The organism is Massilia sp. BAP21 (genome assembly GCF_057801335.1).
In genome coordinates this window covers 283,951-296,299 of sequence record NZ_CM173596.1, presented here as the reverse complement: position 1 = coordinate 296,299, position 12,349 = coordinate 283,951, and the positions used below count along the sequence as shown (strand labels likewise).

The window sequence follows — 12,349 nt, the reverse complement described above, 5'->3', positions numbered from 1 at the left end:
AAAAACCGACCAAGGACGAAGAGATGACCACGAAGGACAACGCCGCCCGCATCAGCCAGCTCATCCAGGAACACGAAGCCGAGATCGGCTCGCAATGGATTGCGCAGCTCGAGGCGCTGACCGTGCGCGGCACTGCCAGCTCGAAGGCGCAACTGCGCGGCCACTGCCAGCAGTTCCTGGCTGCATTCGCTGCCGCCACCCGCGCCGGCGAACTGGAAAACGTCGACCACCGTTCGTGGGATGAAGTGCGCGACCTGCTGGCCGAGATTTCGTCCAGCCGCGCCAAGTCGGGTTCGACCCCGAGCGAAACCGCCACGTTTGTCTTCTCGCTGAAGCAGCCGATCTTCGCCCAGATGACCGCCGGCTTCACAGGCGAGCCGGAAGCCCTGGCCGCCGCCTCGTGGTCGGTCAGCAGCCTGCTCGACAAGCTCGGCCTGTACACCATCGAAGTCTTCCAGAAGGCGAAAGACCAGATCATCGTGCGCCAGCAGCAGGAACTGCTGGAGCTGTCGACCCCGGTCGTGAAGCTGTGGAACGGCATCTTGGCGCTGCCGCTGATCGGCACCCTGGACTCGGCGCGTACCCAGGTGGTGATGGAAAACATCCTGCAAAAGATCGTCGACACCGGCGCCATTATCGCCATCATCGACATCACCGGCGTGCCGACCGTCGACACCCTGGTCGCCCAGCACCTGATGAAGACCATCGCCGCTGCGCGCCTGATGGGCGCCGACTGCATCATCAGCGGCATCCGCCCGCAGATCGCACAGACCATCGTGCACCTGGGCGTGAACCTGGAAGACGTGATGACCAAGGCCACCCTGGCCGACGCCTTCGTGGTGGCGCTGGAGCGCACCGGTACCGCGCTGGTTGCCAAGGCATAAACGATGGAACGCATTCCAATTCTGCGGATGGGCGACCTGCTGCTGGTCACCATCCAGGTCGACATGCACGACCGCCTGGCCATGACCCTGCAGGACGACCTGACCGAGCGCATCGTGCGCGACAGCGCCAAGGGCGTGCTGATCGATATTTCGGCGCTGGACCTGGTCGACTCCTTCATCGGGCGTATGATCAGCAATACGGCGGCGATGGCGCGCGTGCTCGATGCCCAGACCGTGGTGGTCGGCATGCAGCCGGCCGTCGCGATCACCCTGGTGGAGCTGGGCCTGACCCTGCATGGAGTCAAGACGGCGCTGAACGTCGAAAAGGGCATGGCCCTGCTCGGAAAGAACCTGACTAGATGAATGCTGCAACCGCAGTTGAATTCGATACCGGGCTGCTGGAGCTGAACGCCCGGCTGCGCGTCGACCGTGTCACGCTGCCGCTGCGCGGCGACGAGGACGTGGTCGGCCTGCGCAAGCAGGTGCGCGAGCGCGCAGTTGCCATCGGCCTGTCGCTGGTCGACCAGACCAAGCTGGTCACCGCCGCCAGCGAGCTCGGACGCAACACCATCAAGTACGGCGGCGGCGGCGCCTGCCACCTCGACAAGCTGGCCGACGGTTTCCGCAACGGCATCGGCCTGCTGTTCGTCGACAACGGGCCCGGCATCCCCGACCTGGACCTGGCGCTGCGCGACGGCTATACCACCGGCGGCGGCCTGGGCCTGGGCCTGAGCGGCTCGAAGCGCCTGGTCGACGAGTTCGAGATCGACACCCGCGTGGGAGAGGGCACCGCGGTCGCGGTCGTGAAATGGAAACGCTGATTTCGTCGCTGGATACCCAGCTGTCGTTTGCCATCACCCATGCCAGCGACATCGCCGCCGCGCGCCGCGCCGGGCAGCGGCTGGCGGTCGACCTTGGTTTCAACGAAACCCGCGCCGGCCAGCTGGCGCTGATCGTCACCGAAGCCGGCACCAATCTCCTCAAGCATGCGCAAGAGGGCACCATTTACCTGAACCTGGCCCAGGCCGAAGGCGTGCCCGGGATCGATGTGCTGGCGGTCGACAACGGCCCCGGCATCGTCGATCTCGACGCCTGCCTGCGCGACGGCATGTCCACCGCCGGCACCGCGGGCACGGGCCTGGGCGCGCTGCGCCGCCTGGCCAGCGAATTCGACGTGTACTCCTGCCCCGGGCAGGGCGCGCTGTTCTTCATGCGGCTGTGGCGCGACGAGGCGGCGCCCGGCCTGTGCCGGGTCGAAGTCGGCGCCCTGAGCGTGCCGCTGGCCGGCGAGGATGCCTGCGGCGACGGCTGGGGCGTGGCCTGCGACGGCGCGGGGGCGACCCTGCTCGCCGCCGATGGCCTCGGCCACGGGCCGGAAGCGGCGACGGCGGCGCACGCCGCCATCGCCGAACTGCAGCACCGCCCGGCGTCGGAGCCGGCGCAGCTGGTCGACGCCTCCCACCAGGCGCTGCGCATCACGCGCGGCGCGGCGCTGGCAGCGGCGCGCATCGATTTCGAGAGCGACACCCTGCGCTTTGCCGGCATCGGCAACATCGGCGCCTACGTGATCGATGGCGAAGCGCGGCGCGCGCTCATCTCGCACAACGGCATCGTCGGCCACAACGTGCGCAAGGTGCAGGAGTTCAGCGTGCCTTGCCCGCCGGGCGCCCTGGTGATCATGCATTCGGACGGCATCCAGACCCAGTGGGACCTCGATCGATACCCGGGCCTGCTCGGGCACAGCCCGGCGCTGATCGCGGCAGTGCTGATGCGCGACTACATCCGCCGCCGCGACGACGCCATGGTGCTGGTGGTGCGCAGAAGGGAAGACCATTCATGAGCCAGCGTATCCTGAACGTGGCCCTGGAGAGCGACCAGGACGTGGTGCTAGTGCGCCAGCGTGCGCGCCAGGTCTCGCACCTGCTCGGCTTCTCGAAACAGGACCAGGTGCGCATCGCCACCGCCGTCTCCGAAGTGGCGCGCGCCGCCTCGCTCGGCGGCCCCGGCGCGCGCGCCGTGTTTTGCCTGGCCGAGGGGCGCGGCGCCCAGCAGCTCGAAGTGAGCATCAACGCCGGCGCCCATCTCGGCAGCGTCGAGGCCAGCCTGGCCGGCGACCCGGCGATCGTCACCGCGCACCGCCTGATGGACGCCTGCGAGATCGCCGACGGCGCCGGCACGACGGCGGTGGTGATGCGCAAGGCCTTGCCGCCGCAGCCGCCGCTGAACAGCGCGCGCCTGGCCCAGATCGGCGCCGAACTGGCGGCCGCGCCCACGCCCAATACCTGGCAGGAAGTGCAGCAGCAGAACCGCGAACTGGTCGAAACCCTGGCCGAACTGCGCGAGCGTCAGGAAGACCTGCTGTCGCTGACGCGCGAACTCGAAGACACCAACCGCGGCATCGTCGCGCTGTACGCCGAGATCGAGGACAAGGCCGAGCGCCTGCGCAAGGCCGACGAAATGAAGTCGCGCTTCCTGTCGAACACCAGCCATGAACTGCGCACGCCGCTGTCCTCGATCCGCGCGCTCTCAAAACTCCTGCTCGACCGCATGGACGGCGACCTGACGCCGGAGCAGGAGCGGCAGGTGCGCTTCATCGAGAACGCCGCCACCGATTTGTCGGAGCTGGTGAACGACTTGCTCGACCTGGCCAAGATCGAGGCCGGCAAGGTCGAGACCCACCTGGCGCCGGTGGTCGTGGACAACCTGTTCCGCGCCCTGAAGGGCATGCTGCGTCCGCTGGTGACGTCCGAGCGCGTGGAACTGGTGTTCGACAACGGCGGCGTGGAGGAAGCCTTCGAGTCCGACGAAGGCAAGATTTCCCAGATCCTGCGCAACTTCATCTCGAACGCGCTGAAGTTCACCGAGCAGGGTTCGGTACGCGTGACGGCTTCGTATGAGGCCGACACCGATGACATCGTGTTTGCCGTGACCGACACCGGCATCGGCATCGCGCCCGACCACCTGCAACTGATTTTCGAAGAATTCGCCCAGGTCGAGCACCCGCTGCAGCGCCGCATCAAGGGCACCGGCCTCGGCCTGCCGCTGTGCCGGCGCCTGGCCGACCTGCTCGGCGGGCGCGTCGACGTGGTCAGCCGGACCGGCGTCGGCTCGACCTTCACCCTCACGCTGCCGCGCCGCTTTCCTGCCGCGCTGATCGGCAGCGCAGACGACACCGAATCATGACCGCGAACCAGACACTCATCCTCAACGTCGACGACAACGACGGCGCCCGCTACGCCAAGACCCGCATCCTGCAAAGCGCGGGCTTCCGCGTCATGGAAGCGGCCAACGGCACCGACGCGCTGGCGATGGTGCGCGAAGAAGACCCGGCGCTGGTGCTGCTCGACGTCAAGCTCCCCGACATCAACGGCATCGAGGTCTGCCGCCGCATCAAGGCCGACCCCGACACCAACTGCGTGCTGGTGCTGCAGACCTCGGCCGCGCTGACCGGCCGCGCCGACAAGATCCGCGGCCTGGAAGGCGGCGCCGACAACTACCTGGCCGCGCCGATCGAGGCCGACGAGCTGATCGCCAACGTGAATGCGCTGCTGCGCATGCGCCAGACCCAGGACGAGCTGCGCGAGAGCGAGGAGCGATTTCGCCAGCTGACCGACAACATCGAAGACGTATTCTGGATGTTCTCGGCGCCGGACGGCGTGCTGGCCTATGTGAGCCCGGCGTATGCCACCATCTTCGGCCGCAGCACCGAGTCGCTGCGTAACAAGCACGGCAGCTGGCTGGAAGCCGTGCACGGCGAAGACCGCGCGCGCCTGGCCGGGCGCTGGGCGGCGCTGGCGACGCAACCCTACTATGACGAGGAATTCCGCCTGCAGCTGCCCGATGGCGTCACGCGCTGGGTACGCGACCGCGTGTTCGCGGTGAGGAATGCGCGCGGCGAGGTCTACCGCGTGGCGCGCGTGACCAGCGACATCAGCGCGCGCAAGGAAATGGAAGCGCTGCTGCGCGCGGCCGACGCCAACAAGAACCAGTTCCTGGCCACGCTGGCGCACGAGCTGCGCAATCCCCTGAGCCCGATCCGGAATGCCGCCACGCTGCTCGGCATCGCCGGCGAAAACGCCTCGGAGCGCCAGGCGCACGCGCGCGAAGTCATCCTGCGCCAGGTCGACCACCTGGCGCACCTGGTCGACGACCTGCTCGACGTCGCCCGCATCTCGGAAGGCAAGATCGTGCTGCGCCGCGAGGAAGTCAACCTCGGTGCGGTGATTGCCCAGGCCATCGAGACCGCCGGCCCACTGATCGCGGCGCGCGAGCACCAGCTCGACGTGCAGCAGCCCGACGGCCAGGTGTGGGTGGCGGGCGACCCGGTGCGCCTGGCGCAATCGATGGGCAACCTGCTGCACAACGCCGCCAAGTTCACGCCCAAGGGCGGCCGGATTCGCCTGGAGGTAAAGGTCGACGGCGACCATGTGCGCATTGCCGTGATCGACAACGGCATCGGCATCGACGCCGACAGCCTGCCGCGCATCTTCGGCATGTTCGCCCAGGCGGCGGTACCGCCGGACCGCGCGCCGGAAGGCCTGGGCATCGGCCTGTCGCTGGTCTCGCGCCTGCTCGAGATGCACGGCGGCCAGCTGCGCGCCGAGAGCCCGGGCATCGGCATGGGGTCCACGTTTACCGTGGAGCTGCCGGTGCTGCGCGTGACCGGGGCCGCGGCCGACCAGGCGGCCCAGCAAGCCGCCGCGGCGCCGGCCGGCGGCCTGCGCGTGCTGCTGGTGGACGACAACATCGACGCCATGGAAATGATGGGCTTCCTGCTGGCCGAGATGGGCCACCAGGCCTGGACCACCCACGACGCCAGCCAGATCGTGCCGCTGGCGCTGGAACACCAGCCGCAGGTGATGGTGCTCGATATCGGCCTGCCCGGCGCCGACGGCTATGAACTGGCGCGCATGATTAAGGCGCATCCGGAGCTCAAGCATACGCGGCTGGTGGCGCACACGGGCTACGGCTCGCCCGAGGACCGGAGGAAGGCGCAGGAGGCCGGGTTCGATGCGCATCTGGTCAAGCCGGCGGAGCTGGACGATCTGGAGAAGGCGCTGCGCGGTTAGGGCGATCGCCATCGGCTTGCGCCGTGGTCGAATAGTTTCCGGCCTGCGGCCGTGACCGAATCGTCTGCGGCCTGCGGCCGTGATCGAATCGTTTTCGGCCTGCGGCCGTGATCGGATCCTCTCCGGCCTGCGGCCGTGATCGAATCGTTTTCGGCCTGCGGCCGTGATCGGATCGTCTCCGGCCTGCGGCCGTGATCGAATCGTTTTCGGCCTGCGGCCGTGATCGGATCGTCTCCGGCCTGCGGCCGTGATCGAATCGTCTCCGGCCTGCGGCCGTGATCGGATCGTCTCCGGCCTGCGGCCGTAACCGTACGGTGGGCACGCTGTGCCCACGCGGAACGGTGCGTCATGTTGGCCTTGTTAAAGCCGCAGTGCCTTCATTCAGACACAGTGTCTCGGGGCGGGCCACCACATTCAAACCTGGCCAACACTGGGCGACTTTCCGCGTGGGCACGGAGTGCCCACCGTACGGTCGACGCTGCAGGTTCACGCAAGCCAGCAGGCAGCTCATGCTGCCCCGACGGTGAACTTTGCGCCGCACATGCTCTCTTACGCGGGTAGGGCCGCGCATCGCGTGCGGTCCGCATGCCCGATGGGAGGTCGGTCATGGCTGAGGAGAACAGGAACAGTACGCCGTTGGTGCTGGCGTCCGTCCAGTTGAAACGCAATACGGCGACCGAGGTGGTGCAGGCAAAGGCGCCGCTGCGCGAGGCGACGCTCGAGGGCTACCGGCGCCGCAACGCCGTGCTCGATGCGATATTCTACGACGTCGGCGTGGTCACGCCGGACGAGGCGGCCGAGGTGGCGCCGTGGCCGGCGCGCGAAGGCGCGCTGCTGATCGTGCCGCCGTCCGGCGACGGCGCGCTGACCAAGTGCGCCGACATCGATGCATTCGCGGCGAAAGGCGGCATCCATACCCGCATCCTCGCGGTGGCCGGCGTCGGCAGTTCGGCGCTGGGCACGGCGGCCTTTGCGCGCAACGTGGCCGATGCCTTCGGCGAGCCGGTGGCGGCGCTGGTGTCGGGCTACGGCCTGGCCGACATGATGACCGAGGCGCTCGGCGGCTGGTTCTGGTTCGGCGCCCTGAACCGCATGCGCCACCTGTACGAGCAGATCGACGACCTGGCGCGCGGCAACCGCTTCGAGATGAGCTGGCCGGCCGAGCCGATGAACATGGCGCGCGCCAGCCTCGACACGCGCACGCTGTGCCAGCTGCTGACCGACCGCCGCTTTCGCTTTGGCCTGCTGACCGGGCATTCGAAGGGCAACCTGGTGATCTCGGAAGCGCTGTACGCACTGCACGACGAGCACCGCGACGACGAGCTGGGCGACCTGGCCATCGTCACGATCTCGGCGGCGATCGCCATGCCGCCGCGCTACCGCAACATCATCGACGTGATGGGCGAGGTCGACTGGTTCGGGGAGATGAATTCGAACATGGCGATCAGCGTCGAGTACCGGCCGCGCAATGCCTGGCACCACACGAACACGGAACTGAACTGGCACCTGCCGGTGCGCGAGGTGCTCAGCGCGCTGCGGCGCAAACCCGGCATTGCGCTGCGCCACTGAGGCGCGCACGGCTGGCGCGCTGCAACTGACAGTCAGGCACGAAAGGCGTAGGATGTGATAATCTTCTGTCAAGGCTTCGGTGCCGACTCCTTCGCATGCAGTTACTCCTCACAACCGGTTTCATCTTCCTCATCGTCCTCTGGGGGATCTTTTCCCCGGCCAGCATGGCGGCCCTGTTCGACCTGCTGCTGGCCTCCATCACGCGCAATTTCGGCTGGTTCTACCTGTGGCTGGTGCTCGGCCTGGTGCTGTTCGCGGGCTTCCTCGCCTTTAGCCGCTACGGCAACCTGAAGCTCGGCGACGACGACGAAGAGCCCGAGTTCTCGAACGCCACCTGGTTCTCGATGCTGTTCGCCGCCGGCATGGGCATCGGCCTGGTGTTCTGGGGCGTGGCCGAGCCGATCTCGCACTTCACCACCGCGCCGCCGGGCCTGACGGCGGCCACGCCCGAGGCGGCGGGGGCGGCGATGCGCTACGCCTTCTTCCACTGGGGCCTGCACCCGTGGGCGGTGTACAGCATCGTGGCGCTGGCGATCGCCTACTTCCAGTACCGCCACGGCCGCGCCGCGCTGATCAGCGAATCGATCCGCGCGCTGCCCTGGGCGCCGCTGCGCCGCTTTGCCGGCGCCTTCAACGGGCTGGCGACGGTGGCCACCGCCTTCGGCGTGGCGGCCTCGCTGGGCATGGGCGCGCTGCAGATCAACAGCGGCCTGGCGGCCGTGTTCGGGATCGACACGACGCCGCTGTCGCAGGTGGCGATCATCGTGATTACCACCATGCTGTTCGTGACCTCGGCCGTGAGCGGCGTCGACCGCGGCATCAAGTACCTGTCGAACTTCAACATGGGGCTGGCAGGGCTGCTGGCGCTGGCGGTGTTCCTGGTGGGGCCGACGGTGGCGATCGTCGACACCTTCGGCACCACGCTGGGCAGCTACCTGAGCGAACTGGTGCGCATGAGCCTGCGCGCCACGCCTTTCCGCGACAGTAACTGGGTCGGCGCCTGGACCGTGTTCTACTGGGCCTGGTGGATCGCGTGGTCGCCGTTCGTGGGCCTGTTCATCGCGCGCGTCTCGCGCGGGCGCACCATCCGCGAATTCATCATCGGCACCGTGCTGGCGCCGTCGCTGGCCGGCTTCGTGTGGTTCTCGATCTTCGGCGGCACCGCGCTGTTCATGGAGATCTGGCAGCACGTGCCGCTGAGCGAAGCGGTGAAAACCGACGCCTCGACCGCGCTGTTCACCCTGTTCGATGCGCTGCCGTTCGGGACCGTGATGTCGGTGGTGGCGACCGTGCTGGTGCTGGTGTTCTTTGTGACATCGGGCGATTCGGCGGTGCTGGTGCTGGGCATGATGAGTTCCGGCGGCAATCCTAACCCGGCGCCGCGGGTGAAGATCGTGTGGGGCGTGCTGGTGGCGGGGATCGCGATCAGCATGCTGCTAGCCGGCGGGCTGAAAGGCGTGCAGACGGCGACCATCGTGTTTGCGCTGCCGTTCGCGCTGGTGATCGTGCTGATGGTGTGGTCGCTGTGGCGCACCATGCAGCACGACCAGCGCCAGCTCGAGCGCAAGGAAAAGGCCTTGCGCAAGAAGGTGAGGGAATGGGCGGCGAAGGAGTCGTCGAAGGAGTCGTGAATGTTGTTCGGCGCCGCGCATGATCGGCGGTGTCATACCGCGTGGACACAGGTGTCCACCCTAAGAAACCCGGCCGTTGTAGGGTGGGCCGGGCCGCGCAGGCACTGGTGCCCACGCGGTCTTTCGTGTCCATGCAGACCGCACCATGAAAAACGCCCGCACGAGGCGGGCGCTGCATCCATCCGACATGCGGACAAAAACGTCCTTACTTGTCGGTCACGGTGAACTTGCCGAACTGCTTCAGCTGCTCGCCCACCGCGGCCGGGTCGCCGACCACCACGATCGACTGCTTCTCTGGCGCGAAATACTTGGCCGAAACCGCGCGCACCTGGGCCGGCGTCACCTTCTCGATCAGCGGCACGTACTGGCCGAGGAATTCCGGCGGCAGGCCGACCAGCCAGTTCTGGGCCAGGGTGGCGGCCACGGCGCGTTGCAGCTGGTTGCTGATCAAATAGCCGCCGGCGACGTAGCGCTTGTTCATCGTCATTTCGTCGGCCGGCACGGCCTCGCTGCCGATGCGCTTGTACTCGTTGAAGTATTCAGTCAGCGCGGCGCCCGTGACTTCGTTGCGCACGTCGGCGCCGCCGACGATGGCGCCGCCCGCGCGGCTCATGCGCGCGCCGGCCGAGGCGCCATAGGTATAGCCCTTTTCCTCGCGCAGGTTGATGTTCACGCGGCTCGAGAAGCCGCCGCCGAGGATGGTGCTGGCCAGGCGCAGCGGCACCTGATCACCCGCGCTGGCGGCGATGCCGGGGCCGCCGATGCGGATCGTTGACTGCACGCTGCCGCCGCGCTGGAGCAGGATGCGCGCCGGCTTGGCGTTGACGGGGGCGGGCGCCGTCTCGGCCAGGGCCGGGCCTTGCGCCTTCCAGTCGCCGAAGGCGGCCTGGGCCAGCTTCATGGCCTCGGCTTCATCCAGGCGGCCGGTGATCACCAGCAGCGCGCGGTCGGGGCGGAAGCGCTTCGCGTGCTCGGCGCGCAGCATGTCCTGGGTGACCGAGGTGATGGAATCGACGGTCGGCTCGGTGTGGCCGTAAGGGTGCTCGCCATAGATGGCCTGGTTGATGGCGCGCTCGGCGCGGAAGCGCGGCGTGGTTTCCGATACGCGCAGCGCCTGCAGGGCGTTGGCCTTGGCCAGGTCGACTTCCTTGGCCGGGAAGGAAGGCGCGCGCGTGACTTCGGCCAGCAACGACATCATGTCGGCCGCGTGCGAAGTGAGGGCGTTGGCCGAGACCAGGATACCGTCGTTCGCCGGGCTGGCGGCAACCGAACCGCCCATGCCCTGGGCCGCTTCGGCGATCGCGCGCGAGTCGCGTTTTGCTGTGCCTTCGTTGAGCATGCCGGCCAGCAGGCTGGCAAAGCCCGGATGCGCCTTGTCGTCGGCGGCGAGGCCGGCGCCGCGCACGGCCAGCACGAAGTCGACGCGCGGCAGGCCGTCGCGCGGCACGACCCAGACGGTCATGCCGTTGGCCAGCGTCTTCTTGGCGATCTTCGGCGTCGGGATCGGCTTGTCCTTGCCGTAGGCCGGCATCGGCGACGGTTTCGCCGCCGGGGCATCGGCAGCAAAGGCTGCCGGGGTAATGGCCATCGCGACGGCCAGTGTCAGCATCAGTTTTTTCATCGATGCGCTCCTCAGTTCTTGGCGCCAGCCGCGGGGGCAGGCGTAGGGGCAGGGGCGGGTGCCGCTTCTTTTGCGACGGGCTTGCGGTCAATGACGGTGCGGTTGTTCTTCACCAGGTAGGTGGCGGCAACGCGTTTCAAATCTTCGGAAGTCACGCCCTCGATCCAGCCCGGGATCTTGTTGACGACATGTGCATCGCCCCACAGGGTCTGCAGCTTGGCCAGGGTGTCGGCGCGGTTGATGAAGGACTCGAGCGAGTTGTTCCAGTCGGCCAGCATGCGGGTCTTGACGCGCATGAGCGTCGCTTCGTCGGCGCCTTCCTTGGCAATGCGCGCCACTTCCTCGTCGATGGCGGTGAGCACCGCATCGGCATTGCTGGTCGGCTTGTACAGCGCGAACACGGTCAGCAGCGTCGGGCCGTCGTAGGTCCAGGGGTCGACCAGGCCGAACAGCGAATCGACGTTCAGCGCGATCTCGCGGCCCTTCACCAGGCCCTGGTACAGGCGCGAGGCGTCGCCGCCGGCCAGCAGTTCGGCCAGCACCGCCATCGGCGCCTGGTCGCGGCTGCCGCGCTCGGGAATCTTCCAGGCGGCGGCAATCGCCGGCACCTGCGCCAACGCATCGGTCTGCTCAACGCGTTTTTCCGCCTTGTTCAGCGGCTCGGTAAAGTCGCCGCTCTTCGGCGTCGGGCGCGCCGCAATGCCGCCGAAGTACTTCTGCGCCAGCGCGAAACCCTGGTCCGGCGTGACGTCGCCGGAGATCGCCAGCACGGCGTTGTTCGGGCCGTAGTAGTCGCGGTGGAAGGCGCGCACGTCGTCCAGGCTGGCGCCTTCCAGGTCCTGGAAGCTGCCGTAGCCGTCGTGGTTGTTTTCCCACTTCTGGAAGGCGTGCTGGCTGATGTCGATCCACATGAAGCCGCCGTAAGGCTGGTTCTTCACGTTGACGCGGATCTCTTCCTTGACCACGTCCTGCTGGTTCTTCAGCGTCTTTTCGTTGAAGTCGAGCGTCTTCATGCGGTCCGCCTCCAGCCACAGGATGGGCTCGAGCGAGGACACCGGCGCGGTCTCGATGTAGTTGGTGAAGTCGGGTCGGGTCGAGCCGTTGTTGCGCCCGCCGCCGCCGGTGATGGTCTTGTCGAACACGCCCTTCGGCGCATTCGGGGTGCCCTGGAACATCAGGTGCTCGAACAGGTGGGCGAAGCCGGTGCGGTTCTTCGGCTCGAGACGCATGCCGACGTGGTACACGACCGAGACGCCGACCGTCGGCGAGCTGTGGTCTTCGGAGACGACGACGACCATGCCGTTGTCGAGTTTCTTCACATGGACCGGCAGGTCCCACTTGTCGCTGCTCGCCGCGAAGGCGGACATCGACAAGCCGAGCCCGGCCAGCAGGGCGGGGAGTTGGCGCATGCGCATGGATGACCTCAAAGGATGACTGGGACGAAAAACAGCCGCGGCAGACGCGGCGCAGCCCATCTTAACGCATGGTCATGCCAAAAAGTAATCTTTTGCATATGCATGTAGTTCGAAAAAGACGGCGCCGTTCTGCGTCCTGTCCGCGCCTGGTGCAGTCTGT

At 67.6% G+C, this 12,349-nt stretch carries 10 protein-coding genes; 8 read left to right on the top strand and 2 right to left on the bottom strand.

Annotated features, from left to right (window positions below; all coding sequences use genetic code 11):
- Window positions 1–23: 23 nt before the first annotated feature.
- The 8 genes from ACWYRN_RS01315 to ACWYRN_RS01280 all read left to right on the top strand — a co-directional run bounded on the left by ACWYRN_RS01315 (window position 24) and on the right by ACWYRN_RS01280 (window position 9,153).
- Entirely contained in the window at window positions 24–884 is an 861-nt protein-coding gene (locus tag ACWYRN_RS01315; protein WP_488690768.1) for an STAS domain-containing protein, read from the top strand.
- 3 nt (window positions 885–887) lie between these two features.
- Complete coding sequence (locus ACWYRN_RS01310) at window positions 888–1,247, top strand: STAS domain-containing protein (protein WP_488690767.1); 360 nt, start codon at window positions 888–890, stop codon at window positions 1,245–1,247.
- A complete protein-coding gene (locus ACWYRN_RS01305; protein ID WP_488690765.1) occupies window positions 1,244–1,705 on the top strand; it encodes an anti-sigma regulatory factor in 462 nt (153 codons plus the stop codon). The genes ACWYRN_RS01310 and ACWYRN_RS01305 overlap by 4 nt, the downstream gene beginning before the upstream one ends.
- Window positions 1,693–2,724 carry an ATP-binding SpoIIE family protein phosphatase gene (locus tag ACWYRN_RS01300; RefSeq protein WP_488690764.1) on the top strand — a complete coding sequence of 344 codons (1,032 nt, stop codon included), beginning with the start codon at window positions 1,693–1,695 and terminating at the stop codon, window positions 2,722–2,724. The genes ACWYRN_RS01305 and ACWYRN_RS01300 overlap by 13 nt, the downstream gene beginning before the upstream one ends.
- The gene (locus tag ACWYRN_RS01295) at window positions 2,721–4,067 is read left to right on the top strand and encodes an ATP-binding protein (RefSeq protein WP_488690762.1); all 1,347 of its coding nucleotides are present in this window, start codon (window positions 2,721–2,723) and stop codon (window positions 4,065–4,067) included. The genes ACWYRN_RS01300 and ACWYRN_RS01295 overlap by 4 nt, the downstream gene beginning before the upstream one ends.
- Window positions 4,064–5,953 (top strand): hybrid sensor histidine kinase/response regulator, encoded by a 1,890-nt coding sequence (locus ACWYRN_RS01290; protein WP_488690761.1) that lies wholly within the window; start codon window positions 4,064–4,066, stop codon window positions 5,951–5,953. The genes ACWYRN_RS01295 and ACWYRN_RS01290 overlap by 4 nt, the downstream gene beginning before the upstream one ends.
- Window positions 5,954–6,559: 606 nt before the next feature.
- Window positions 6,560–7,522, top strand: a complete 963-nt coding sequence (locus ACWYRN_RS01285) for a hypothetical protein (RefSeq protein ID WP_488690759.1) — start codon at window positions 6,560–6,562, stop codon at window positions 7,520–7,522.
- Window positions 7,523–7,617: 95 nt separating this feature from the next.
- Window positions 7,618–9,153: a BCCT family transporter gene (locus tag ACWYRN_RS01280; RefSeq protein ID WP_488690758.1), complete on the top strand. Its 1,536-nt coding sequence runs from the start codon at window positions 7,618–7,620 to the stop codon at window positions 9,151–9,153.
- A gap of 205 nt (window positions 9,154–9,358) precedes the next feature.
- Here ACWYRN_RS01280 and ACWYRN_RS01275 read toward each other — a convergent pair whose 3' ends face one another.
- On the bottom strand, window positions 9,359–10,774 hold the full coding sequence (locus tag ACWYRN_RS01275) for a M16 family metallopeptidase (RefSeq protein WP_488690757.1): 1,416 nt from the start codon (window positions 10,772–10,774) through the stop codon (window positions 9,359–9,361).
- 11 nt (window positions 10,775–10,785) lie between these two features.
- Window positions 10,786–12,183: a M16 family metallopeptidase gene (locus ACWYRN_RS01270; protein ID WP_488690756.1), complete on the bottom strand. Its 1,398-nt coding sequence runs from the start codon at window positions 12,181–12,183 to the stop codon at window positions 10,786–10,788.
- Window positions 12,184–12,349: the final 166 nt, after the last annotated feature.